Origin of the sequence: Xanthomonas fragariae, from assembly GCF_900183975.1 — a bacterium.
Taxonomy (GTDB): domain Bacteria; phylum Pseudomonadota; class Gammaproteobacteria; order Xanthomonadales; family Xanthomonadaceae; genus Xanthomonas; species Xanthomonas fragariae.
Genome location: NZ_LT853882.1, coordinates 498,900 through 522,755, shown reverse-complemented (window position 1 = coordinate 522,755; position 23,856 = coordinate 498,900). Strand labels below are relative to the sequence as shown.

The following is a 23,856-nucleotide window of genomic DNA, read 5'->3' as shown; positions in this document are numbered from 1 at the left end:
CACGGCGCGTGAGCCGACCTGCTGTTGAGTTCGCCTGCGCAGCTGGGTACGGCATGCCTGGCGAGGTGACATGCCCGGCACGCAGCGTGGTCGTGCGTGGTGCGCCAAGCAGCGCATATGGCGGCGCTGCGTGCGCGCCGCCATATGCGCTGCTTGGCAGTACCTGGTTGATCCTCAAGACCGATGGTCTATCGATTGTTGCGCGGCAAGACCGCAGCAGACTTGGGGTATCTCCCTGGTCATTGAGCGCTGTTGCCTCGCGTGGCGTCGAGGCAACGCAGTGTGGGTTAACTCGACGAACGCCTGAAATGAAAAGCGCCCGCATCTGCGGGCGCTTTTCTGTCTGGTCGCTGGATGGCCTCAGCGTTTTTCCGAACCATCCGGGCGTTCGTAATCATGCTCTGGATCGGCCTTGTTCACTTCCGGATCGTCGTCGGGCATGTCGTGCACCTTCCATTCAACGTCCTCGTTGCGCTGCTCCTGCGGGGTGAATGGCTTTTGCTGATCATCTTCCGGACCCCATGGCTTTTTCGGTTCGCTACCCATGCTGCTCTCCTGCGTCGTCGTGGCACCACGCTAGGCATTGGCGCATTGCACGGTGGTGAACGAAGACATGTGATGGCGTGAAGTGATGCCTGTCGACAAAGTCGACCGCGCCCGCCTGATGGCAGCGCAGCAGGTCTGATGGCGGCGCTACCCGCCGGTCTGCGAATGCGGTGCCTGCACCGGCTTGGACTGCGGCGAATCCTTCTGCCGCAACCAGATGGTCAACACCACCAACGCAAACACTGCCAGAAATTCGCTCTGCCAGTTCTGCATCGACTCGAACCAGAACGATGCGCTGGTGAAATGGTCGAGCACGGTGATCGGCGGCAAGTCTTTTTGCGCATGCTCCAGCAACGCCAGCCGCCAGCTACCGATAAAGTGCAGCACAAAGCTCATCAGGAACAACGCGCCGAAGGCGATCGCCAGCGAATGCTCGTACAAGCGTCGCCATAGCCCGCCAGCGCGCACCGGCCATGGCGTTGCACCGGGTTTGATGTCGGTGGTTTCTTCCTTCGGATCGAGCGGACGCGACTCGGCTGAGCCTACTTGACGCAGTTTCACCGTCAACAACACATACATGCCCATCTGCAGAAACTCGCTCTCCCAGTTCTCGAACAGTGCAGACATGAAGTGCGGGCTGTGCAGATACGCAGCCAGCTGCAGCGTCGCCTGACCCTGCTCGGTCAACTCTTCGTTAAACGCATGCAACCCGGCGTAGATCTGGCAACCGATAAACAACAGCGTGAGCGCAAGCAAACACAACGACAGCCCATTGCGGCGGAAGAACATGGTTGACCTCCTGACGATGCGCGCAGTATCGAGCGTGGTCGGCAAAAGCACATGAAGTTTGGGTACCGAACATATCCAGTGCACGCAGTGGTATTGCGCATGGCGTGAATACGCGAGCCATTTCCCGGCGCGCAACACACATGCCGCCCACATGGCTTAGCCCGGATGTTTACGTCTGCGTGACCACACTGACGCTCAGACCCGTGACCCCCGCCGTCAGGAGACACCCAATGCCCTTGCCTAATTACCCGCGCCCGCCGTTCAAGCCACAGCAGCAGAGCTTCCCGGGCCGGACCGAGAAGATGGACCCGCGCCCGGACCATGGCGAAGACAGCTACGTCGGTCACGGCCAGCTGAAAGGCAAGCGTGCGCTGATCACCGGCGGCGACAGCGGCATCGGCGCTGCGGTGGCAATCGCGTATGCGCGCGAAGGCGCCGATGTGGCGATTGCCTTTCTTCCCGATGAGCAGGAAGACGCGGCCAGGATCGGCGCGCTGATTGAAAAGGCCGGCGTCAACGCATTGCTGGTCGGCTGCGACATCAGCGACCCCAGCCAGGCTGCAGCGTTGATCGACAAGGTCAACAGCACGTTCGGTGGTCTGGATATCCTGGTCAACAACGCCGGCTATCAGAAGTATTTCCAGAGCTTTGAAGACATCACTCTGGACGAGTGGCGCAAGACCTTCGACACCAACGTGCATGCGGTGTTCAACCTGGTGCGCTTGTCGGTGCCGTTGATGACCGATGGCGGCTCCATCATCAACACCGCCTCGGTGCAGTCGAAGAAGCCGACGCCGAACATCCTGCCCTACGCGGCCACCAAGGGCGCCTTGGCCAACCTCACCATTGGCTTGGCCGGCGTGTTGGCCGAGAAAAACATTCGCGTCAACGCCGTGCTGCCGGGCCCGATCTGGACGCCGTTCATTCCGTCGGGCATGGACGAAGATTCGGTAGAAAATTTCGGCAGCCAAACGCCGATGGGCCGTCCTGGTCAGCCGGTCGAGCTGGCATCGGCGTATGTCATGCTGGCATCCGATACGGCCAGTTATACGTCGGGCACCTTACTGATGATTTCCGGCGGTGCAGTCACTCTGTAACGCGATATTCAAGGTGTCGCCACGCCCGCGTCACTTGCGCAGTGATGCGGGCTTTTTGTTGCCCGGCACGCTTGATGCTGCGTCGCATCCGATGGTTGATCAGCCGCATTGCATTGGCAATCAGCGAACGAACGAAAACACACAGAGGCAGTGAGCATCCGGTCAACGTTGTACTCGCATGGCGCACACCAACCACTGCGTCTGCTCTCACGCCGCGCCACCTAACATAAGTTGCGTTGGACGTGATGCACGCCCCCCCTTACTTCTCGCCCAGACCTGCCCGCCATTCGTGCGTGGCACAGGTGCTCAGCACTGCTGGCGCGATGACATCACGCAACACGCATCGAAACGTGCGAGGTGGTGCATCCGCGCCATTGGCAGGCTAGCGCGTCAGCGCTCCCACAAGGCAGACAACAATGAGAATTTTGGTCACCGGCGGTACCGGCTATATCGGCTCACATACCTGCGTCGAACTGGCGCGACGTGGACACGATGTGTGCATCGTCGATAATTTCAGCAATTCGTCCGAACGCGTGCTCGATCATCTGCAGCATCTGATGAGATTTCGACCGGAATTCCATCGCATGGATGTGCGTGCACCCGAGCTCGCAGAGCTGCTGATCAGCAAACGCATCGATGCGGTGCTGCATTTCGCTGCGCTCAAGGCGGTGGGCGAATCGGTGCGCGAGCCGCTGCTGTATTTCAACAACAATGTCACCGGCACGCTGTCGCTGTTGCGTGCAATGCGCATCGCCAAGGTGTCCAACCTGGTGTTCAGTTCGTCTGCCACCGTGTATGGCGACGCCAACATCAGCCCGATCAAGGAAAGCGCGCCGTTGAAGGCGATCAATCCGTACGGGCGCACCAAGCTGATGATGGAAGAAATGATCGGCGATCTGAGCGCGGCCTGGCCGGAGTTCAACGCGGCGCTGCTGCGCTACTTCAACCCGGTCGGTGCGCATCCCAGCGGCTATCTGGGCGAAGACCCGCGCGGGGTGCCGAACAATTTGATGCCGTACATCGCGCAGGTTGCGGTCGGTCGCCGCGATACCTTGCATGTGTTTGGCGACGACTACCCCACCGAAGACGGCACCGGTGTGCGCGACTATCTGCATGTGATGGATCTGGCACGCGCGCACGTGGATGCTATCGATTACCTGCAACGCAAACGCAAGGGGCTGGTGGTGAATCTCGGCACCGGGCGCGGCTATAGCGTGCGCGAAGTGGCGGCCGCGTTCGAGCGTGCCAGCGGTCGCCGCATCCCGCTGCGCATTGCGCCGCGCCGCGATGGCGATGTGGCGGTGTATTTCGCCAGTACCGCGCTGGCCAATCGGCTGTTGGGCTGGAAAGCCGAATACGACCTGGACCGCATGTGCCGCGACACCTGGCGCTGGCAGTCGATGTACCCAGATGGTTATGCCACCTCGCGCCTGCCCCGGCAGCGCACACCGGCAACCGTACCCGAACGCGAGGTTGCTCGCGAACTCGTTGCACCGGCACGCCGGCTGATGCTGACGGCGGATGGGCGGCGGCGCAGCGAACCGGCACGCACGTTGGTGGTCGCCGACCGTCTTTCGCGCGCGTGATGCGCGGTGATTCTTTCTTTTCTTTTACTGGGGACATTCCATGAGTTGGGCTGGTCAGTTCCAATACGCTATCGGCAAGACCCGCCGAGCCGTTGCATCCGACAGTGCGCCGCAGTTCGACGCGTCACGGCCCACGCTGTTGTGTCTGTCGCATCTGCGATGGAGCTTTGTTTATCAGCGCCCGCAGCATCTGATGGCGCGCTTTGCACGCGATTTCAACGTCCTATTCTGGGAAGAACCCATTGCCTGCGACGAGCCCGATCCGTGGCTGCAGGTGCGTGGCGAGGAAGGCGGCGTGCATGTCCTGGTGCCGCGTTTGCCGGCCGGGCGCGAAGGCGACGATGCCGTGCAGGTGCAGCGCCGGCTGCTGGACGGCTACCTGGCCGAGCTCGGCGTGAGCGATCTGCTGCTGTGGTACTACACGCCGATGAGTCAGAGCTTCAGTGCGCATCTGCATCCACGCACCATCGTCTACGATTGCATGGATGAGCTGTCGGCTTTCCGCGGTGCGCCGCCCGAACTGGTGCAACGCGAGCGCGAACTGCTGCAGCGTGCCGATGTGGTTTTCACCGGCGGCTACAGCATATGGGAAGCCAAACGCGCGCTGCATGCCAACGCGCATGCGTTTCCGAGCAGTGTGGACGTGGCGCACTTTGCTGCAGCTCGCGCGCCGCAGCAGGAGCCTGCCGATCAAACCGGCATTGCACATCCGCGACTCGGATTCTATGGCGTGATCGACGAGCGCTTCGATGTGGAGCTATTGCGCACGATTGCCGTGCAGCGGCCGCAGTGGCAGTTCGTGATGATCGGGCCGGTGGCCAAGATCGACTCGGCCGATTTGCCCCAGGCCGACAACATCCATTACCTGGGCAGCAAAACCTACGACGAACTGCCCGGCTATCTGTCTGGCTGGGATGTGGCGTTGATGCCCTTCGCGATGAACGCCTCCACCCGCTTCATCAGCCCGACCAAGACGCCCGAATATCTGGCCGGCGGCTGCCCGGTCGTGTCCACGCCGATCCACGATGTGGTGCGCACCTATGGCGACTCCGGCGTGGTGCGTATTGCCGACACTCCCGATGCCTTTGTGGCCGCTTGCGAGACCGCGCTGCAGGACGGCGCCGATCGCGAGCAGTTGTTCCACTCCGCCGACCAGGTTCTGGGCGATATGTCCTGGGACCACACCTACGACTTGATGAAGGAGACCCTCTCTTGGATGCAATGACGCTTTCCGGCGCTGCGCCGCTCGCCAACACGCGTACGCGCAGCAGTACGCGGCGTGGCTTCGATTACCTGATCGTCGGCGCGGGTTTTGCCGGCAGCGTGCTGGCCGAGCGATTGGCTACGGGCCTGGGCAAGCGTGTACTGGTGGTCGATCGTCGCCCCCATATCGGTGGCAATGCCTATGACTTTCACGACGATGCCGGTGTGCTGATCCATCGCTATGGCCCGCATATTTTCCACACCAATGCGCAGCGCATCGTCGATTATCTGTCCAACTTCACGCAGTGGCGCCCGTATGAGCACCGCGTGCTCGCGCAGGTGGGCGAGCAGCAGGTGCCGATCCCGATCAACATGACCACATTGAATCGCTTGTACGGCTTGCAGCTCACCACCGAAGAAGAGGCCGCCGCGTTTCTGGCCAGCCGTGCCGAGCCGGTGGCCGACATCCAGACCAGCGAAGATGTGGTGATCAACCAGGTGGGCCACGCGCTGTACGAGACCTTCTTCCGCGGCTATACGCGCAAGCAATGGGGCCTGGATCCGTCGCAGCTGGACAAATCGGTGACCTCACGCGTGCCGACGCGTACCAACGACGACGACCGTTACTTTACCGACACCTTCCAGCAGATGCCATTGCACGGGTACACGCGCATGTTCGAGCGCATGCTCGATCATCCCAACATCAAGGTGATGCTCAATACCTGCTACCGCGAGATCCGCGACGAGCTGGACTACGACCAGCTGGTCTACAGCGGGCCGGTGGATGAATACTTCGACTATTGCTACGGCAAGCTGCCGTATCGCTCGCTCAAGTTCGAGCACAGCACGCTGGATCAGGAGCACTTCCAGGCGGTGGCCACGATCAACTATCCGGCCGAAGATGTCGCCTACACGCGCATCACCGAATACAAGCACCTGACCGGTCAGCAACACCCAAAGACCAGCCTCACCCGCGAGTATCCATCGGCCGAAGGCGATCCGTATTATCCGATTCCACGCGCAGAGAACACCGAGCTGTACCGGCGCTACGAGCGCTTGGCGGCCGAGACGCCCAAGGTCACCTTCCTTGGGCGGCTGGGCACCTACAAGTACTACAACATGGATCAAGTGGTCGGTCAGGCCTTGGCCTTGTACAAGCGCATCGAAGACGCCGAACAGCAGCGTCGCGCCGAACCGGCGATGTGATCGACAACGCCCCGCCCCTGCAGCAGTCCCGCTGCGGGGCAGTCATTGACGCTCGGCTGCCAACGCGCAGCCGAGCGTGCAGCAGGATGTCAGATGCATACCCCCACAGTGTTCGAGAGTTTTTTCATGGCCGGATTCGAGTGTTCGAGCCACCGTCGCCGCGATGGGCGTCGGCTGGACCTGATCGCCGGCACCAAGCACGACCGTTGGGCCGCAAAGGATTACCAGGCGGTGTCCGCGCACGGCTTGCGCACTGTGCGCGATGGCTTGCGTTGGCACCTGATCGAGCAACGCCCCGGGCATTACGATTGGTCCAGCTTTTTACCGATGCTGCATGCCGCCAATGCGGCCGGCATGCAGGTGATCTGGGACCTGTGCCATTACGGCTGGCCGGATGATGTGGATATCTGGACGCCGCAATTCGTCGACCGCTTCGCGCGGTTCGCCGCGGCGGCCGCGCAGTGCATCAAAAACGAAACCGACGCGGTGCCATTCTATGCGCCGCTCAACGAGATCTCGTTCTGGGCGTGGAATGGCGGCGATCACGCACACATGCATCCGATGGGACGCGGGCGCGGCTTCGAGCTCAAGCATCAACTGGTGCGTGCCACCATTGCCGCGATCGACGCAATGCGGCAGGTCGAGCCGCGCGCGCGTTTCGTGCAGGTGGATCCTGCGATCCATGTGGTGCCGTCAAACGATCGCCCCGGCCCGCGACGCGAAGCCGAACGCTTGCGCCTGGCGCAGTTCGAAGCCTGGGACATGCTGTTCGGAAAACAGTGGCCCGGCCTGGGTGGGGCGCCGCAGTATCTGGACATCATCGGCGTCAATTATTACTCGGACAATCAGTGGTATCTCGGCGGCGTGCCGATCCTGCGAAGCTCTGCCGACCACCGCCCGTTCTCGACCATCATGCAGGAGTTCTGGCAGCGCTATCGCCGCCCGATGTTCGTCGCCGAAACCGGTGCCGAAGCCGATCAACGCGGCCCGTGGCTCGAGCACGTCGGCAGCGAAGTCGCGCTGGCCTTGCAGCAAGGCGTGGCCATGGAAGGCATCTGCCTGTATCCGGTGCTGGACTATCCGGGCTGGGAAAATTATCGCCATTGTCCGACAGGCCTGTTTGGTTACGCGGATGAGCACGGGGAGCGGCCGCTGCATGCCGGCCTGGCCGAACAGTTGCGGCGCGAGCATGACCGCTTCGGCCAGCGCGCACCGCAGTCCGCGCTGGCCGACATCGGCACGTGAAAATCGCCGCACAACCCGATCTCTTGCCGGACACACCGGTACGTTTCCTCTGGCATTACGTCTGCCAACTTCCCTGGCATTTTGGTGGTCTGCTGCTGTTGATCGTCGGCGCCGCCGGCTGCGCGGTCTGCGTGCAATACGGCATGAAGGTACTGGTGGACGCGATGGCCACCGACCGACGCAGCCAAGCCGATGTATGGCTGCCGCTGGGCGTTTTCATCAGCCTGATCGCGATCGAAAACCTGTTATGGCGGCTTGGCGGCTGGCTGGGTTGCCGCACCGTGGTGGCCAGCGTGGTGGATATCCGCGTGGATCTGTTCCGCCATCTCACCGGCCACCCGATGCGCTATTTCACCGAGCATTTCGGCGGTGCACTGGGCAACCGCATCACCGCGCTCGGCAGCGCTTCCGGGCAGATCTTCGGCGGGTTGGCGTGGAAAATCGTGCCGCCGATCGTGGACTTCATCGGCGCAATCGTGTTGCTGTTGACAGTGGACTGGCGCATGGCGGCCACCCTGGTCGGCTTCATCGGGATTGTGGCGGCCATCATCACCAGCTTCGGCATCCGTGGTCGCGCCAAACATCAGCGCTTTGCTGCACAGGCTGCACGCGTGGGCGGCGAATTGGTCGATGCGGTGTCCAATGTGTGGACGATCAAGGCGTTTGCCGCGCGCGATCGCGAAAGCGCGCGGCTGGCCGAGCAGATCGGGCACGAGGCAGTCGCACATCGGCGCAGCTGGATGTACGTGGAAAAAGCCCGCGTGATCCACGACCTCTGTTTGTCGCTCATGGCCGGCGGCATGTTGATCTGGGCGATCAGCATGTGGCGCGCCAGCGCAGTGAGTGCAGGCGATGTGGTGTTGGTCAGCGCGCTGACTTTCCGCATCCTGCAAGGCTCGCGCGATCTGGCGCTGACCCTGCTGGATACCACCCAGCAACTGGGCGCCATCGCCGATACGCTGCATATCATTCTGCAACCACACGCCATCGTCGATTCGGATGCACCGTTGGCGCTGGCAGAGGGCGATGTGCGTTTTGAACAGGTGCGATTTGCTTATCCCGATCGGGCAGCGGTACTGGACGGATTGAACCTGCATATTCCGGCAGGCCAAAAGGTGGGCATCGTCGGCCCGTCCGGTGCCGGCAAGTCCACATTGATCGCGCTGATCCAGCGGCTGGACGATGTGGAGTCCGGGCGCGTGCTGATCGACGGGCAAGACATCCGCAGCGTCAGCCAGGACAGCCTGCGCGAGAAGATCGCCGTGGTGCCGCAGGAAACCGCACTGTTCAACCGCAGCATCGGCGACAACATCCGCTATGGCCGGCCGGACGCCAGCGATGCGGAGGTGCACGAAGCAGCGCGCCATGCATTCTGCGATGGCTTCATTCGACAATTGCCCGAAGGCTATGACACCCAGGTCGGCGAGCGTGGGGTGATGTTGTCCGGTGGCCAGCGGCAACGGCTAGGCATTGCACGCGCATTCCTCAAGGATGCGCCGATCCTGATCCTGGATGAGGCGACCTCGGCGCTGGACACCGAATCGGAAGCGGAAATTCAGGCCGCGCTGGATCATCTGATGCGCGACCGCACCGTGCTTGCGGTGGCCCATCGCCTATCCACCGTGATCGGCTTCGATCGCATCGTGGTGTTACAGGAAGGCCGCGTGGTGGAAGACGGCGACCCTGCGCAATTGCGCGGCCGCGGCGGCGTCTTCGATGGCTTGTGGCAGCGCCAGGCGGCGGGATTCGAGCAGGCTGCGCCGGAGGGGCTATAGTCCGATTGCGATGCGTGATGCGCGCTCGATTGCAGCGCTGCACGGTTCGATACACGGTACTGGCATCAGACTGGATCGATCATCGGCATCAACAAAAACAGGCAGCGCGTGCTGCCTGCTTTCGTGGTCGACATCTGATACTCAATGCGGCGTTAGATAGTCGCGCAACGTGGTGATCAGGTTGCCCATCTTCTGCACCGCGTTGTTGAGGTCGTCCTCGGAGATCGGCAGTTCGCGCGCCCAGCACTGCAACTGCCATTCCTGGTTGATGCTCACGTTATGCATTTCGGTTTATGAAGGTCGGTGGGTTGACGATTTGCGTCCTGTGGTTCGCCCATGGCGATCTCTGATGCGTTGCCGAGTCTGCAGCCGGTGGAGCAAGTGTCAGTGCGGCTGGCCCTGCTTGGCACGCAAGGCTTTGGCGTGTTCCAGATGCTCGGCGATGGTTTCGCGCGCACGCTGCAGTTCCTCGCCCAGATCGCTGGAGCCCGGCTCGCTGCTCAGCTGCGTATCGAGTAACGCCAGCGCCTGTTCGTGGCTGATCACGCTAGCTTGCAGGTATTGCGATTCGAACTGCTGCCCATGCAGGTCTTCCAAACGCTTGCGCGTGCCTTCAGAGCGCGCGGATGCAGCTTGGCCCAGCGTACCGTTGCGATCAGGGGCAAAGCGGCTGAGGTCGGTCAGCGCAGCGCTATGTGCTTCGTCCATCTTGCGTGCGAAGTCGAGCACTTCCCCTTCGACACCTTTGGCCACGGCCAGCTGCGCAAGAGTGCGTTCCTGCTCATTGAACGCCGCCAGCGCACCCAGCATCTGTTTGCGGTCGCGGGCACCACCCACGCTGTCACGCAGCGGGTCACCGTGCGGCGGTGTGGCACCGAGGGCGACAGGTGCCTTGTGCATGTCATGCGGCGCGCCTTGCGCGTTTTGGGTGTCCTCGGCCTGACCCTGACGACGCTGCCACGCCTTGTAGGCCACATAGCCGACCGCACCGGCGGTCACCATCTTGAAAATTTCCATTCTTGCCTCCTGAGTGATCGTTGCTTGGCGATCGTTGATTGTTGAGTTCACATGGGCGATGCATGCCGAGTTGCATGCGTTCCAGCACGTGCAGCCAGGGTGCGAGGGCGTGGGTTATCCAGATGTGACCTGGGCATCAACGCGGCGTCGCTGATCGTGCGCGTCCACACCGTGCGCACGCACCGTGCTGATGGGTTTAACGGGGTTGAACGAACACTGCATGGCGTTGCCGCGTACCGACGGCCTTCAGGAGATCGACATGCTTGCCCTCAACTACCACGGCTCACGCGATGTACGGGTCGAAACAGTGCCCGATCCGCACTTGGTCGAACGCGACGATCTGATCCTGCGTGTCACCGCCACTGCCATTTGCGGCTCGGATCTGCATCTGTATCACGGCAAGATTCCCGACCTGCGGCCCGGCGATATTCTCGGCCACGAGTTCATGGGCATCGTCGAAGAGGTTGGGCCGGATGTCACTGCAGTGACGCCGGGCGACCGCGTGGTAATCCCATTCGTGGTTGCCTGCGGGCGGTGTTTTCATTGCCTGCTGCAGGAGTTCTCTGCCTGCGAGACCACCAACAGCGGCAAGGGGGCGGCGCTCAATCACAAAGACATGCGCCCGCCTGCGGCCCTGTTCGGTTTCAGCCATTTGTATGGCGGTTTGTCCGGCGGCCAGGCCGAATACGTCCGCGTGCCCAAGGCCAATGTCGGTCCGCTGGTGGTGCCCGATGCGTTGCACGACGAACAAGTCCTGTTTCTGTCCGACATCCTGCCGACCGGCTATCAGGCGATAGTCGATGCCGGCGTCAAACAACGCTCGACGGTGGCCATCTTCGGCGCGGGCCCGGTCGGCCTGATGGCTGCAGCGTGCTGCCGCATGCTCGGTGCCGAACGCATCTTCATGGTCGATCGGCATGCGTATAGGCTCGACTTCGCCTCCAAAACCTACGGCGTCATTCCGATCAATTTCGACCAGATCGACGACCCGGCCGATGTGATCGTGTCGCAGACCGATGGCCGTGGCGTGGATGCCAGCATCGAGGCGGTGGGCTTCGAGGCCGAAGGCAGCTCGATCGAAACCGCGCTTACCAACTTGAAGCTGGAAGGCAGCAGCGGCGTCGCGATTCGTCAGTGCATTGCGGCAACGCGGCGCTGCGGCGTGGTCAGCGTGCCGGGTGTGTATGCCGGCTTCATCCATGCCTTCATGTTCGGCGATGCGTTCGACAAGGGCCTGACCTTCAAGATGGGCCAGACGCATGTGCAAAAACACATGCCGCACTTGCTGGAGCGCATCGGCAATGGCGAGCTCAAGCCGACTTCAATCATTTCGCACCGCATGCCACTGGCCGAGGCAGCGCGCGGCTATGAGGTGTTCGACAAGAAGCTGGAAGATTGCCGCAAGGTGGTGCTGACTCCGTAAGCGTTGGCGATGGCGATGGCGATGCTAATACGCAGACGGCGCGGTCCTTGGCCGCGCCGTCTGCGTTGATACAACCGCACAGGTTGCTCAGTCCAGCGGTTTGGCCGGCACGAACGGCGACACAGGATCGCTGGCCGGGAAGGTTTCTTCCGCAGCTTCGTCCTGCAGCGTGTCCTGCTTTTTCTTGTCGTTGTGCGCGTCGTTGTGACCGTTGGCCTGATCGTGCGCTGACGGCATCTGGTTGGATATGCTCATGGGATCTGCTGCTGCGCGGTGGGGAATGCCTCACGTTACGGCGCCTTGTCGATAGCACAGATGAAAGCCGTCTTCGCATCGGCACGACAAAGGCAACGCGTTGCAGAAGCGCCGTTGCGCGCGCGCCATGCACCGTGCGGCAACGCAGTGCATGGTCAATCACCTAAAAGCATCTAACAAAACCCAGGAAGGAGCCGAAGGCAGATGACGGTGCCAGCGCGCGTCCCCCTTGAACGCTCATGTTTGTGTTCGGCAAACTCGCTACGCCTTCGCCATCTGCGCACCGGGTTTGCGATCGATCGATCACGATGTTCGATACTTGAGAACTGGATCGGCAGCGCTTCGAACAGACGGGAAGCAAGCTCATCATTGGCGCCGATGCGCGAGAGCTGGCGGTGTTCAGTGGATATCCCTGAGCCGCATCAGCTTGACCAGATCCAACAACGAGCCGTCTTTTTCATCATGAAGCGAGCGAAAAAATGCGGAGCACAAAGAGCAGCAATCGTCGGACGCATGCCCAGAGCACCTACCAAAGCGTGCCAGAGCAGGCGACTGGCCAGGTGGCGAGCCTGGGCGCCGGTCCGTCCGGAATGCCGTCGTCCTCAACGCCCTCTGGCGTCCTCAGCGAACTGGCAGCTCGACCGAATAAGCGCCGTCGCACCCAAGCATGTGCTGTGCGTTCGGCGCCGGGATCGGGCGCGCATCCGGCCCCGAACGTCACATCGACGCCGACTCCCTCCTCCGCGCTGCATTACGACGGCCCGACCCCCAACAGTCGTGCTCATCATCCTCAACTTTGGCGTGCGGTTGCGCCTGAGTCCCAAGGGACAACAGAGCAGCAGCCTGCTCTTGCAGACGCTGCAGTTGCACACGCCGCAGTTCATGTGAAACGTCCGGCGCCAGTTAATCGTCCAGCCTTGCACGGTAGGCCCAGTACGTTCGCCGAGCTAAGCGACGCGATTCGACGCGGGACCGGCTCGCCAAACGCGGAAACACCCCATCCAGCCGACCTGGAACTCATCGCGCAGTTTGTAGACGGTGCCAATAAAGGAGATGCCAAATTCGGGACCACAATACAGTACGCCTATTTGTTGATACGTTTTAGCGATTGGCTCAGGCAGGAGAAAAAGGGTGGTCTACAACGGGTCTTCAACGACAAAGACAAGCTGAGAAGCGATGCCTTGACGTTCATGAAAGTGAATAAAAATTATTCTCTGCTCTCGGCACTGAACCATATGCATGACGCGAAATCCGCCCCCCACGGAGTGGTAAATATTCGGGGTTATCGCAACCATAAGGCTCCTGACGGTGATGCACAATTCATCAAACGTGCGCATAGTGTTCTCCAGGATGATTATGCAAGTTCGTTGCGCGCCCTCAGTGCATGGCTCCATGCCGAGGGTAAAGAGGGATTGTGCGAAACAGGAAGACTGCACTCCCAAAATTTGATGGATGACGCCAAAGAATTCTTGAACACGTGCATGGCGGGCAGTGCAAAGTCGGTTAGAGCGCTGCGGAAACTGCGGGACTTTTGCAACCCCGGAACGACGGACCTCGTGCAGAGAATTAATAGGCGTGGAATCTACGAGGTCGACCACCAATTCAAAGAGAAATATAAAAATGATTTATGGGAGTCCAGCGGTGGGAAGAGATATGCTGACGGGGGAACCTACGCCAGTGCAATGTCATCCCGCCTGGGCCGATTCACCGCTTGGCTAAAGGAGAATAAAAAGCAGCCAATGGCGTGGCGTTTGCACGACCCAACGTTGGATCGCGATTTGGATCTCTGGACCCAGCACAGAAAACCAAAATATGTCAGCTCCATGAAATCCATGCTGATGCAAGTGCGCAAGATGTATCCTCCTGACGTGCAGTTGCCCGACCTGGGAGGCATAGCTGAACCAACGGGTTCTTCTTACTCTTCCATGATTCCACGCACTCCTGAGGGTGGTTGGCCGCAGGCGCCTGAAGGCGACTGGAATCCCGATATGTTTGAGGACGAGGTGACAGGACCTTCGTCGTCAGCCCAGCCCGAGGCGTCGAGTTACAACATTCCATTCGACTGGGAGGCACTGTATCAAGCAACGACAGAGCCGCAGCACATCACCGAGATGTCGCAAGCGTCAACACTGAGCTTCGACGAGAAGGACACCGGGCCCAACTGGAAGCCTGGTACACAGCAGGTTCCCCAATGGCTATTGCAGCATGATGTTCGCGATAATCAGATGGTTCGTATCTGCGGCATTGCGTATCGCGTCTTCACCAAACAGGTCGAGGCGGACGGGGTGAACCAGGCCAAACTTTGGCTTAATCCAGAACAATTTTGAGGTGGCTGATCGATTCGCCCTATGCGTGTGAACACGTTGCATGGCGCATCGTCGATGCAGTGCGCTGACGTTCCCGCCAGGCGCGGCTAACAAACCCCCGAGGTGTGGTTATGGGCGCCAGTGACACGCACCGCCAAGGGCACGCCATTGCGCTCGACGATCCGAATGCCGCTGCCTGCCGAGTTTGCCGCGGTTGGTTGGGTCGGGCCCGGGCGCCGCGCCGCCCGGGGGGCCACGCCAGCTAGCGGCGTCCAGGCGCCCGCCTCAGGTCTAGCGTCTGGCCTGGACGCAGTTCGGCAAGCAAGACCCGATGCAGGCGATGCCACACACCGCTGACTTGCCAATCACGCAGCCGGAGCCAGTAGATCATGCCGCTGCCATCGCCCAGTGGCAGGGGCAGTTCCTCTCACGGAATGCCGGTGCGCAGGACATAGACGATGCTATTGAGGGCGTGCTGCCGGCAGCACGCAATGACCTGACACGCACCTTGAAGACACCCTGCAAGCAGCATCGCACGCACAAACCAGCATGCTTTTCGAAGCGACGCCGCACACAAGGGGGATCGGTTCACACCCCGGCATACCCAAGGTGTATGGTGCAAGGGGCGGCCGGAGTCCGGTGTCGCCTCCACTCTATCTGGCCTTTTCCATCAAGAATCTCTGCGAACGCTGCGACGCCGTCTGTTGCCGGCTCACCGTTATGGTCGACCCATCCGACCGCATCCCCAACCACCTGACCAGCGTGACACCGCAAGGCTGGCACGTGATGGCGCGCGACGAGGAAGGTTGGTGCGTGGCCATCGACGCTGCTCGCATGTGTTGCTCGATCTACGACACGCGGCCGGCGATCTGCCGCCGCTTCGTCATGTCCGGCGCGTATTGCCGCGACGTGCGTGCCACCTACGACGACCAACGCCGCCGGGGCATTCCCTTGACGCTTTACAACGCATGAGGATTCGCGATGAATAATTCACGCCGCCAGTCGATGACCGTGAGCAACCAGCCAGGCAAACCCCGCTTGTCCGAACAGCGCTTGGCTGCCGACCTCGAAGCATTCCAGCAGTCCGGTGGTGCAATCGAGCGTCTGGGCGATACGCCGTTGCGTCGCGAAAAAAAGCGCGGTGCGCCGGATGCCGCTCCCGTTGCAGCTGACAAGCCGGCCACCGACGCCGAATAAGCAGCGCAGCAGCACGCCACAGTGCGGCTGTCGCTTGATGGTGCAGCAATTGCAGAGCCCAGACCTGCCGAGCGACCGCCGGCGATCACGCAGGGCTGGGTCGCGCACAGCCGCCGAGTTCGAGCAGTCGCAAGCGAGCAACCCACGCAACTGGCGCGCAATCGCTCAGCAGCCTCGATTGGTGCCGAGAATCGGCAGTTGTTCAAGCAGTCCGATCCCGAACGCGCTAGGTGCACACGGCTGACATCGGTCTACGACGTTGTGTTTGGCGTTCTTACGCTGCAAATCACACTGCCAAGACTGCACGCTCATACAACCGCAACCTTGTGCCGGTCACTCGTAACACACTGACCAACGCGCGCCGCCGCCTCCTGCCGACGCATTATCAGAAAGCACCGCCAACACGCGCCCAGCGCTGCATACACCGCGCATGTCGACAAAGATTCATGCGCACAGGCCAGATTGAGTTCATGGTGCCAGTGGATGCCGGCTTGTTCGCCGGGCCAGGGCGCGATTTGGTAGCCCTCGGGGATCGCCAACTGTGGCGGCGACGATGCACACAGCATCTGCCCGTCCTGCGGACCACCGACGACATGCAGACGCACGCAAGCTGTTTGTTCGTTCACGACCAAGCTCCTCGACGTGGTGCCGGATCACTTGCATCCTGCACGGTTGTTGGCCCGCCTCTGCAATGCCGAGCGACGCGCGTCAGGCAAGACCGATCCAGCTTGCCCAGCGCATCGCCGACGGCGCCCCGACGGGCAGTGCGTGATCACCGGAACCATGCGCTGCCATCGACGCATCGACGATAAAAACAGGGACGGCAGATGTGCGTGAATTCCGCGGCAAGATCGAGTGAACTCAGCCACGGCCATCCTCACGTACGGCAAGCGGCCGTGTTCGGCATGCACGCTGGCGTTGCCAGCACGCAGTGCAATCGCTGGTGACAGCAACTGCGCGAGATCGATTGCGCCAAGCCCTTTTGCCAGGGTGGTGGATCGCTCGCCGCTGTGAGTGCCCGTGGCCAAGCAGGCGCCCCGTGAGGTTGGCGCTCGTGCAGGGTCGGATGCAGACTGCGGTTGGAGGTCTACCCCGGCGTTACTCACACCCGACATCACGCCATCAGAGACCGAAATCCCCCGCAACACACCACATCAGGCAGGCTGAATGCTGCCAGATCCGGCCTGCCCGGCAGACCCGCAGGCGCCATGCAAAGCGCCGAAGCGCACACATTCCCGTGTAAAATGCGCGGTCTTTGACCGGAAGAATGGCGAAAGTTTCTCCACGGGCGTCCCTGTCGGGCCCGGCGTTCATTCGCCTGCTTGCTCGCCTCAGCGATGCCCACCTCGCACAGTCCAATCATGCGCTGGCCGATCGGCTGAGCCAGTGGATCGACTGGACGCGCGCGGTCGCGGTGTCCAAGGCACTGGATGGCAAGCTGCCCGATACTGATGACCTGCCCGAGCCGCGCCCGCTCGATGTCGAAGCCTGCACGCGCGTACGCACTGCGCTGGCGACCAGCAGCGTGGCCGATCTGGACGCAGTGGTCGCGCGCGCGCGTGACGATGCACGCACCGCAGCCCAGGCCGATGCGCCCACACCCGTGCTCGACTACGCTCCATTCCGGCAGCACTACCTGACCATGCAACGCGGCATGCGCACCGCTACCGGCGATCTGCGTGGTCGTCTGCGCGACCTGCTGGCGCTGGTGTCCAGCGACATGGCGCGGCTGGCCGAAGTGGATGCGGTAATGGAGCTGACCTTGAGCCCACACGAGCAGACCCTGTTGAACACCGTGCCGAACCTGCTCGGCGCGCACTTCGAGCGCCTACGCGATGCCGCGTACGCGTCCAGCCCGTCAACCGACCGCGATGCCGCACCGCGCCCGGTGTCCGATGGCTGGCTAGATGTCTTTCGCAAAGACGTGCAGAGCGTGTTGCTCGCCGAACTGGATGTTCGTTTTCACCCGATCGAAGGCCTGCTTGCAGCGCTTCGTACCCGCTAACTGGGACGTCATGTTCAGAACTCTTGTACACGTATGCGTGTTTCTCGTCGGCCTGTGGGCGGTTTACTGGGTCGGCATCGGTTATCTCGGCTCCAATCCGCTGGGCGCCTGCGTCGCAGCGGTGATTGGCGCCTGTTATGCGACCGGTGCATTGGAGCTGCACCGCTATCGCCAGGCCAGTGCGACGTTGGAAGATGCGGTCACCGCGCTGACCACCGCGCCATCGGCGTTGAGCCAATGGCTGGAACGCCTGCATCCGAGCTTGCGCAATGCGGTGCGCCTGCGCATCAAGGGCGAGCGCGTCGCGTTGCCGGCACCGGTGCTGACGCCATACCTGGTCGGGTTGCTGGTATTGCTCGGCATGCTCGGCACCTTGCTCGGCATGATGGCCACGCTCAAGGGCACCGGCGTTGCGCTGCAAAGCGCCACCGACCTGCAGGCCATTCGTGGTTCGCTGGCGGCGCCAGTGGAAGGCCTGGCCTTCGCGTTTGGCACCTCGATTGCCGGTGTTGCGACATCGGCCATGCTGGGGCTGTTATCGGCACTGTGCCGGCGCGAGCGCCTGCAGACGATGCAGCGGCTGGATCTGAAGATCGCATCCGAACTGCATCCGCATTCAGATGCGCACCAGCGTAGCGAGGCCTTCAAGCTGCAACAGCAGCAGAGCGCCCTGATGCCGGCGTTGATCGATCGTCTGCAAGCGCTGATGAGCAACATTGAGCAGCAGAGCATTGCGGCCGACGCACGTCTTGCCGCACAGCAAGCCGAGTTTTACGCCAACAGCGAGGCGGCGTATGCACGCCTTGCCACCTCGATGGAGCAATCGCTGCAGGCCGGCGTTGCAGAAAGCGCACGCGCCGTAGGTGCGGCGTTGCAGCCAGCGATGGAAGCCACAATGGCCAGCATCGCGCGCGACACCGCGGCCTTGCATGAGCGTGTGACCCAGGCCGTGCAGCAACAGCTCGATGGCATTACCAGCGGCTTTCAACACAGCGCCAGCAACGCGGCCGAGCACTGGAGCACCGCGCTTGCCGCACAAGAACGCGCGCAGCAAACGCACAACGCGCAGCTACAGACCACACTGGAACAGATCGCCCAGCAAACCACTGCATTGCAGGATGGCGTGAGCACGGCCGTGCAGCAGCAGTTGAACGCGCTCAGTGATGGCTTTGCACGCAGCAATGCCGCCACCGCCGACAACTGGGCAGCGGTGCTTGCCGAGCAGCAACGCACAACCCAATCGCTCAGCACGCAGTTGCATGCAACGCTGGAGCAACTGGCCCAGCAGACCACCGCCGTGCAGGACGGTCTGCACCAGGCCGTGCAGCAACAACTCGTTGGCCTGAGCACCGGTTTCCAAGCCAGCACGGCTGCTGCGGCAGCCGCCTGGGCTGCGGCCGTGGCCGAGCAACAACGCGCCAATCACGCACTCACGCAAGAGTTGCAGGGCACGCTCACCCAGTTCGCCAGCACCTTCGACGCACGTTCGGCCGCGTTGGTCGATGCGGTGTCCAAGCGCATGGATCAGTCCGGCAACGACACCGCCAGCGCATGGAGTGTGGCGCTGGCACAGCAGCAACAGGCCAGCGCGGCATTGGCGAGCCAGCACCAACGCGCGCTCGCTGCGGCAACCGCCAGCTTCGATACGCACGCCGCGGCCTTGGTCGGCACCTTGCAGCAATCGCACACCGACTTGCAGGCTGCATTGGAAGCGCGCGACACCCAGCGCCTGACGCTGTGGAGCGAGCGCTTCACTGCGATGAGCGCTGCCTTGACCGCGCAGTGGGAGCAGACCGACGAACGCGTCACCCAGCAACAGCAGGCGATCTGCAACACCCTGTCCATCACTGCCAGCGAGCTGTCCACGCAAGCGCACGCACAGGCCAGCGCCGCCATTACCGAAGTGGCGCGCCTGATGCAGATCGCCTCCGAAGCGCCCAAGGCCGCTGCCGATGTGGTCGCCGAGCTGCGCCAGAACCTGTCCGAAAGCATGGCGCGCGACACCGCCATGCTGGAAGAACACAGCCGCTTGCTGGCCACGCTGGATACCTTGCTCAACGCGGTCAATCACGCCTCCACCGAACAACGCGAAGCGGTGGATGCGCTGGTCACCACCTCGGCGGATTTGCTGCAACGCGTGGGCAGCCAGCTCACCGAACAGATCGGCAGCGAGACCGGCAAGCTTGGCGCAGTCGCCGCGCATGTCAGCGGCAGCGCAGTGGAAGTGGCCAGCCTGGGCGACGCCTTCGGCATGGCGGTGCAGGTGTTCAGCGGCGCCACCGGTGAGCTCAACGAGCGCCTGCAGCACGTGGCCGCTGCATTGGATGCCTCGCTCGCCCGCAGCGACGACCAGCTGGCCTACTACGTCGCGCAGGCACGCGAGGTGGTCGACCTCAGCATGCTCTCGCAAAAGCAGATCATCGAAGAACTGCGCCAGCTCGATCGTGGCCGCAGCGATACCGGCGAAGCACAAACGGCATGAACGACGAGATCGATATCGACGGCGAATCGGGCACACCGATCTGGGCTGCCTTCGGCGACTTGATGTCGGTGCTGCTGGGCGCGTTCGTGCTGATCCTGGTCGGCATGATCGGCGTGCAACTGCAACTTTCCAGCCGCCTGGACCAAGAGGTCAAGCAACGTCAGGCCGAAGCGCAGCGCCGCAAGACGCTGGAGCAAGCGCTTGCCGCACCATTGGCCACCGGCCGCGTGACGCTGGTCGATGGCCGCATCGGCATTCGCGGCAATGTGCTGTTCGCCTTCAATTCCGATCAATTGCAGCCGCAAGGCCGTGAGGTGTTGAAGACGCTCGCTGCTCCGTTAGCGCAGTACCTGCGCTCGCGCGAAGAGATCCTGATGGTCAGCGGCTTCACCGACGACCGCCCGGTGCTGGGCGGCAACCGGCGCTACGCCGACAACTGGGAACTCTCCGCGCAGCGCGCGCTCACCGTGACGCGTGCCTTGATTGCCGAAGGCGTGCCGGCAGCGTCGGTGTTCGCTGCGGCCTTCGGCTCGCAACAGCCGGTGGATTCCAATGCCGACGAAACGCGCCGCGCAAGAAACCGGCGCGTGGAGATCGCGCCGATCGCGCGTTTGTCCTCCTCGCGCGCGTCTTCTTCCGCACAACCAGCCCCGGCCGCAGCGACGCGATGAGCACGCAAGCGACATCCGCACGCGCGCGACTGGACAGCTGGCGCAGCCAAGGTGCCGACCAGATCGACCCGGTGCGTTTCCATTTGATGCAGACGTTGGCGACGCGTGCGCAGACGCAGGCCGATGCGGTACGCGCGGTACTGGAAGAGAAGCTGGCGCGTTTGGTCGATGCATATGCGGCGACGCTCAAAAAAACGCCACCCGGTTACTTAACCGGTGCAGATGCGCCGAGTCCATCGCAACCTGGCGCGGGCGGTCAACGCAGCGCACTCGGCGCACTGACCGACCAGATGGCAGGCCATGCGGCACTGATGGAAGTGAACAGCAGAAAAACCTCCCGCTCCGATGCAACGTTGTTCCCCGAGTTGCCGGCACTGGACGAGTTCCGCCGCACCTGGGCCACCGTGCGTACCGCAAGCCAGGTGCGCCAATCGCTGCAGGATGCGCCCAAGGATGCCGGCCCGCTCAATTCCAGCGTACTGGTGCACCGCTGCGTCAGCCTGATGCGCGAGCGCTCGCCCGGTTATCTGCAGCACTTTCTGGGCTATGTTGATGCACTGTCGTGGCTGGAACAGATGCACACCGCTCGCGCCTTGGCGAACGATGACGTCGTACCGGTCGTACCCGGCAAAAAGCGCAGCAAGCGTCCGCCCACGCGTCGCGGTTAGATCGACCAATCGAACCATGCTGCCTCTGCACGGATGCGGCCCCTGCCTGTAGCGACACGCGCCCATCGCGATTGCTGGGCCTGGTTCGCACGCTCAAGACCAGCGTTCGCTACATCCATCACGCCACGTGCGCAGCTGTCGAGCGTCGGTCTCGATGACATCGACTCGCCGATCAAAACCGCAACCGCACACCCACCGTCCAGCTGCGCGGCGCGCCGGGATACACCCATTGCTCGCTGTAAGAGAACGCGGCGTAGCGGCGGTCGGTAAGGTTCTCGATCCTGGCATACAGGCGCAGGCGCTCGCTCAGATCGTAATGGCCCACCAGCCGCCAGACGGTATAGGCCGGCAGCACGAAATCGGTATTGCTATCCACCGACCCCAGCCGTTCGCCGGTATGCGACACACCCACACCGACGGCAGCACTGCGCTTGCCGGTCAGCGGCTGCTCGTAGTTGACGAAGGCGTTGCCGCTGAAGCGCGGCACATTCGGAAAGCGTCTGCCCTCGGCCAAACCGGTGCTGGCGGCAGCGGCGTTGCTGCGTATTACTTGCGAATCGGTAAAGGCCAGGCCCACCGATGCGGCCAAGCGCGGGGTCAAGCGACCGAGCAGATCCAGCTCCACGCCCTGACTGCGCATTTCGCCCACCGGCAACGAGAAACTGGTGTCGGCCGGATCCAGGCTCAGCACATTCTTCTTGTCGATACGGTACGCGGCCAAGGTCGCTTCCACACCATCGCCGGGTCGTACGTATTTCAACCCGGTCTCCAGCGAGCGGCTTTTCTCGGGTGCGAAGCTCTGCCCATCCGCGCCCACACCGCTGTTGGGACGAAAACCCGCCGCCGCGCTCGCATACACCGACAAGGCATCGTCGACATGAAAGATCAGCCCCGCACGTGGGCTGACCACGCCATCGGAAGCGCGCTGCGTGGCGCCGCGCAACTGGTCGTTCAGATCCTGCTGGTAATGGTCGTAGCGCAGACCAAGCAAGGCTTTCCAGCGCGTACCCAGACCGATCTGATCCTGCGCATACACGCCCCACACCTGCTGGCGCTCATCGGTATCGGTGATCGTCGCCAGCCGGCCGGGCTGGGCAACGCCGTACTGCGGTGCGAGCACGTCGATGCTGTACGGCGCGGCCGCCGAGCGGGCGCGCTGCTGAAAACGGCTGTCGTCGAAGCGATTGCCGTCGATGCCGAACAACACGTCGTGGGTGACGCTGCCCGCTTGCAAGGTGCCGAGCAATTCGGCACGCGTAGCGATATCGCGGCCCTGATAATTGCGGTAGCGGTGCTCGCGCCGCAGCGTGCGGTCGTCGGCCTGCAGCGTCCACGGTTCAGTCGAAAATCCCCGCATGCCGCTGTCGCGATAGGTTGCGCCACCCTGCAGCGACCAGGTCTGATTCAAACCATGCACCACAAATACCTGATGGCCGGTGGAATGCAGATCGATATCGCCATCGCGCGGTTCGCCCAGAAAACGCGATGCCGGCAGACGATTGGCATCGCCATCGATGGCAGTCACGCCACGATCGAACGGCGCGTGGATGCGCACCAATTCCAGCTCATACGACACCGTAGTATCGGGCGTCGGCATCCATAGCAATGACGGCGCCAACAGGGTGTTGTCGCTGTCTACGGTGTCACGGAAGCTGTGCTGATCCTTGTGCATCACGTTCAAGCGATAGGCCACGTTCTTGCCCAGCGGGCCGGTGCTGTCCACCGCCGCGCGATAACTGTCGAAGCGACCAGCCGACAGATCCACGCTGTGCTGAGGCTGGAACAACGGCTTCTTGGTCACGATATTGACCGCCCCGCCCGGCTCGCCGCGGCCGTACAACGCAGAGGCCGGGCCTTTGATCACCTCGATGCTTTGCGTGTTGGCCGCATCGCGCAGGCCGTTGTACCCGCGGCTGGCGTTGAAGCCGTTGACCATGTAATCCGAACTGAAATTCGGGTCGCCGGTGAAGCCGCGTATCGAGTAACTGTCCCACAAGCCGCCCAGGTTATTGGCCTTGGTGATGCCGCTGGCCATCTCCAGCGCGCCGGCCAGATCGGTGACACCTGCATCGTCCAGCAAGGTCTGATCGAGCACACGCGCACTGATCGGCAGATCGCGCAACGGTGTATCAGTCTTGGTGGCGCCGGTGACGCTCAACGCGCGATACGGCGTGTACTGGCTGCGCACCTGCACCGCATCCAGATCGCGCGCCTGCGGCTCGGCGGCGTCGGCAAATGGACCGATGCCGGCGCAGGTCAGCACACTGAGCAAGGGCAGTGTGTGCGCCATACGGCGGCGTGGCGTTAACACGAACATCGGGCAGAACTCCTGAAGGGCACGGCGCGGTGGCCGAGTCGCAGATTAAAAAAACCGAGGCAATCAGT

General features: G+C 62.4%; 19 protein-coding genes and 2 pseudogenes. 14 read left to right on the top strand and 7 right to left on the bottom strand.

The annotated features are described in order from the left end of the window. Positions 1-360: 360 nt before the first annotated feature. Positions 361-546: a hypothetical protein gene (locus tag PD885_RS02350; protein ID WP_002803068.1), complete on the bottom strand. Its 186-nt coding sequence runs from the start codon at positions 544-546 to the stop codon at positions 361-363. Positions 547-693: 147 nt separating this feature from the next. Continuing rightward, entirely contained in the window at positions 694-1,335 is a 642-nt protein-coding gene (locus PD885_RS02345) for a DUF6766 family protein (RefSeq protein ID WP_002803066.1), read from the bottom strand. A gap of 230 nt (positions 1,336-1,565) precedes the next feature. On the opposite strand from PD885_RS02345, the gene PD885_RS02340 reads away from it, so the two are divergent. The 6 genes from PD885_RS02340 (at position 1,566) to PD885_RS02315 (ending at position 9,447) form a co-directional block, all read left to right on the top strand. Next, positions 1,566-2,432, top strand: coding sequence for a glucose 1-dehydrogenase (locus PD885_RS02340; RefSeq protein ID WP_002803064.1), 867 nt, complete (start codon positions 1,566-1,568; stop codon positions 2,430-2,432). Positions 2,433-2,848: 416 nt separating this feature from the next. Continuing rightward, positions 2,849-4,018 carry a UDP-glucose 4-epimerase GalE gene (galE, locus tag PD885_RS02335; RefSeq protein ID WP_002803062.1) on the top strand — a complete coding sequence of 390 codons (1,170 nt, stop codon included), beginning with the start codon at positions 2,849-2,851 and terminating at the stop codon, positions 4,016-4,018. A 40-nt stretch (positions 4,019-4,058) separates the two neighbouring features. After that, positions 4,059-5,243 carry a glycosyltransferase family 1 protein gene (locus tag PD885_RS02330; protein WP_002803061.1) on the top strand — a complete coding sequence of 395 codons (1,185 nt, stop codon included), beginning with the start codon at positions 4,059-4,061 and terminating at the stop codon, positions 5,241-5,243. Beyond that, the gene (gene glf / locus PD885_RS02325; RefSeq protein WP_002803060.1) at positions 5,240-6,427 is read left to right on the top strand and encodes a UDP-galactopyranose mutase; all 1,188 of its coding nucleotides are present in this window, start codon (positions 5,240-5,242) and stop codon (positions 6,425-6,427) included. The genes PD885_RS02330 and glf overlap by 4 nt, the downstream gene beginning before the upstream one ends. A gap of 93 nt (positions 6,428-6,520) precedes the next feature. Continuing rightward, positions 6,521-7,672, top strand: a complete 1,152-nt coding sequence (locus PD885_RS02320) for a glycoside hydrolase family 1 protein (RefSeq protein WP_002803059.1) — start codon at positions 6,521-6,523, stop codon at positions 7,670-7,672. 23 nt (positions 7,673-7,695) lie between these two features. Beyond that, complete coding sequence (locus tag PD885_RS02315) at positions 7,696-9,447, top strand: ABC transporter ATP-binding protein (protein ID WP_040762130.1); 1,752 nt, start codon at positions 7,696-7,698, stop codon at positions 9,445-9,447. Positions 9,448-9,588: 141 nt separating this feature from the next. Here PD885_RS02315 and PD885_RS02310 read toward each other — a convergent pair. Both PD885_RS02310 and PD885_RS02305 read right to left on the bottom strand, forming a co-directional pair. Then, positions 9,589-9,785: pseudogene (locus PD885_RS02310) on the bottom strand (DUF3606 domain-containing protein). A gap of 46 nt (positions 9,786-9,831) precedes the next feature. After that, the gene (locus PD885_RS02305; protein ID WP_002803054.1) at positions 9,832-10,464 is read right to left on the bottom strand and encodes a DUF4142 domain-containing protein; all 633 of its coding nucleotides are present in this window, start codon (positions 10,462-10,464) and stop codon (positions 9,832-9,834) included. Positions 10,465-10,723: 259 nt separating this feature from the next. On the opposite strand from PD885_RS02305, the gene PD885_RS02300 reads away from it, so the two are divergent. Then, entirely contained in the window at positions 10,724-11,887 is a 1,164-nt protein-coding gene (locus PD885_RS02300; RefSeq protein ID WP_002803052.1) for a zinc-dependent alcohol dehydrogenase, read from the top strand. Positions 11,888-11,974: 87 nt separating this feature from the next. Here the strand turns inward: PD885_RS02300 and PD885_RS21265 are convergent, their stop codons facing one another. Then, positions 11,975-12,142 carry a hypothetical protein gene (locus tag PD885_RS21265; protein WP_002803050.1) on the bottom strand — a complete coding sequence of 56 codons (168 nt, stop codon included), beginning with the start codon at positions 12,140-12,142 and terminating at the stop codon, positions 11,975-11,977. Positions 12,143-13,026: 884 nt separating this feature from the next. Here PD885_RS21265 and PD885_RS02295 point away from each other — a divergent pair. After that, positions 13,027-14,469, top strand: coding sequence for a hypothetical protein (locus tag PD885_RS02295; protein ID WP_065975427.1), 1,443 nt, complete (start codon positions 13,027-13,029; stop codon positions 14,467-14,469). Positions 14,470-14,561: 92 nt separating this feature from the next. Here PD885_RS02295 and PD885_RS21860 read toward each other — a convergent pair. Beyond that, a pseudogene (locus tag PD885_RS21860) lies at positions 14,562-14,926 on the bottom strand (transposase family protein); the annotation flags it as partial. A gap of 242 nt (positions 14,927-15,168) precedes the next feature. On the opposite strand from PD885_RS21860, the gene PD885_RS02290 reads away from it, so the two are divergent. The 6 genes from PD885_RS02290 to PD885_RS02260 all read left to right on the top strand — a co-directional run bounded on the left by PD885_RS02290 (position 15,169) and on the right by PD885_RS02260 (position 21,471). After that, complete coding sequence (locus PD885_RS02290) at positions 15,169-15,420, top strand: YkgJ family cysteine cluster protein (RefSeq protein ID WP_002804067.1); 252 nt, start codon at positions 15,169-15,171, stop codon at positions 15,418-15,420. 9 nt (positions 15,421-15,429) lie between these two features. Next, positions 15,430-15,645 (top strand): hypothetical protein, encoded by a 216-nt coding sequence (locus PD885_RS02285; protein ID WP_002804065.1) that lies wholly within the window; start codon positions 15,430-15,432, stop codon positions 15,643-15,645. Positions 15,646-16,912: 1,267 nt separating this feature from the next. Further along, on the top strand, positions 16,913-17,650 hold the full coding sequence (locus PD885_RS02275) for a DUF3348 domain-containing protein (protein WP_002804063.1): 738 nt from the start codon (positions 16,913-16,915) through the stop codon (positions 17,648-17,650). A 10-nt stretch (positions 17,651-17,660) separates the two neighbouring features. Beyond that, positions 17,661-20,132 (top strand): DUF802 domain-containing protein, encoded by a 2,472-nt coding sequence (locus tag PD885_RS02270; RefSeq protein ID WP_002804061.1) that lies wholly within the window; start codon positions 17,661-17,663, stop codon positions 20,130-20,132. Continuing rightward, complete coding sequence (locus tag PD885_RS02265) at positions 20,129-20,803, top strand: OmpA family protein (protein ID WP_002804059.1); 675 nt, start codon at positions 20,129-20,131, stop codon at positions 20,801-20,803. Before PD885_RS02270 ends, PD885_RS02265 begins: the two co-directional genes overlap by 4 nt. Then, complete coding sequence (locus tag PD885_RS02260) at positions 20,800-21,471, top strand: DUF2894 domain-containing protein (RefSeq protein WP_002804057.1); 672 nt, start codon at positions 20,800-20,802, stop codon at positions 21,469-21,471. The genes PD885_RS02265 and PD885_RS02260 overlap by 4 nt, the downstream gene beginning before the upstream one ends. A 172-nt stretch (positions 21,472-21,643) precedes the next feature. On the opposite strand, the gene PD885_RS02255 is transcribed toward PD885_RS02260, so the two are convergent. Continuing rightward, entirely contained in the window at positions 21,644-23,788 is a 2,145-nt protein-coding gene (locus PD885_RS02255) for a TonB-dependent siderophore receptor (protein ID WP_002804055.1), read from the bottom strand. Positions 23,789-23,856: the final 68 nt, after the last annotated feature.

What these genes read in the sequence shown, in the direction of transcription:
- glf (WP_002803060.1), top strand. Translation starts at nt 5,240, where the DNA reads ATGACGCTTTCCGGCGCTGCGCCGCTCGCCAACACGCGTACGCGCAGC.
- PD885_RS02290 (WP_002804067.1), top strand. Translation starts at nt 15,169, where the DNA reads ATGGTCGACCCATCCGACCGCATCCCCAACCACCTGACCAGCGTGACA.
- PD885_RS02270 (WP_002804061.1), top strand. Translation starts at nt 17,661, where the DNA reads ATGTTCAGAACTCTTGTACACGTATGCGTGTTTCTCGTCGGCCTGTGG.
- PD885_RS02275 (WP_002804063.1), top strand. Translation starts at nt 16,913, where the DNA reads ATGGCGAAAGTTTCTCCACGGGCGTCCCTGTCGGGCCCGGCGTTCATT.
- PD885_RS02305 (WP_002803054.1), bottom strand. Translation starts at nt 10,464, where the DNA reads ATGGAAATTTTCAAGATGGTGACCGCCGGTGCGGTCGGCTATGTGGCC.
- PD885_RS02350 (WP_002803068.1), bottom strand. Translation starts at nt 546, where the DNA reads ATGGGTAGCGAACCGAAAAAGCCATGGGGTCCGGAAGATGATCAGCAA.
- PD885_RS02330 (WP_002803061.1), top strand. Translation starts at nt 4,059, where the DNA reads ATGAGTTGGGCTGGTCAGTTCCAATACGCTATCGGCAAGACCCGCCGA.
- PD885_RS21265 (WP_002803050.1), bottom strand. Translation starts at nt 12,142, where the DNA reads ATGAGCATATCCAACCAGATGCCGTCAGCGCACGATCAGGCCAACGGT.
- PD885_RS02285 (WP_002804065.1), top strand. Translation starts at nt 15,430, where the DNA reads ATGAATAATTCACGCCGCCAGTCGATGACCGTGAGCAACCAGCCAGGC.
- PD885_RS02320 (WP_002803059.1), top strand. Translation starts at nt 6,521, where the DNA reads ATGCATACCCCCACAGTGTTCGAGAGTTTTTTCATGGCCGGATTCGAG.
- PD885_RS02255 (WP_002804055.1), bottom strand. Translation starts at nt 23,788, where the DNA reads ATGTTCGTGTTAACGCCACGCCGCCGTATGGCGCACACACTGCCCTTG.
- PD885_RS02340 (WP_002803064.1), top strand. Translation starts at nt 1,566, where the DNA reads ATGCCCTTGCCTAATTACCCGCGCCCGCCGTTCAAGCCACAGCAGCAG.
- PD885_RS02345 (WP_002803066.1), bottom strand. Translation starts at nt 1,335, where the DNA reads ATGTTCTTCCGCCGCAATGGGCTGTCGTTGTGTTTGCTTGCGCTCACG.
- PD885_RS02265 (WP_002804059.1), top strand. Translation starts at nt 20,129, where the DNA reads ATGAACGACGAGATCGATATCGACGGCGAATCGGGCACACCGATCTGG.
- PD885_RS02300 (WP_002803052.1), top strand. Translation starts at nt 10,724, where the DNA reads ATGCTTGCCCTCAACTACCACGGCTCACGCGATGTACGGGTCGAAACA.
- galE (WP_002803062.1), top strand. Translation starts at nt 2,849, where the DNA reads ATGAGAATTTTGGTCACCGGCGGTACCGGCTATATCGGCTCACATACC.
- PD885_RS02260 (WP_002804057.1), top strand. Translation starts at nt 20,800, where the DNA reads ATGAGCACGCAAGCGACATCCGCACGCGCGCGACTGGACAGCTGGCGC.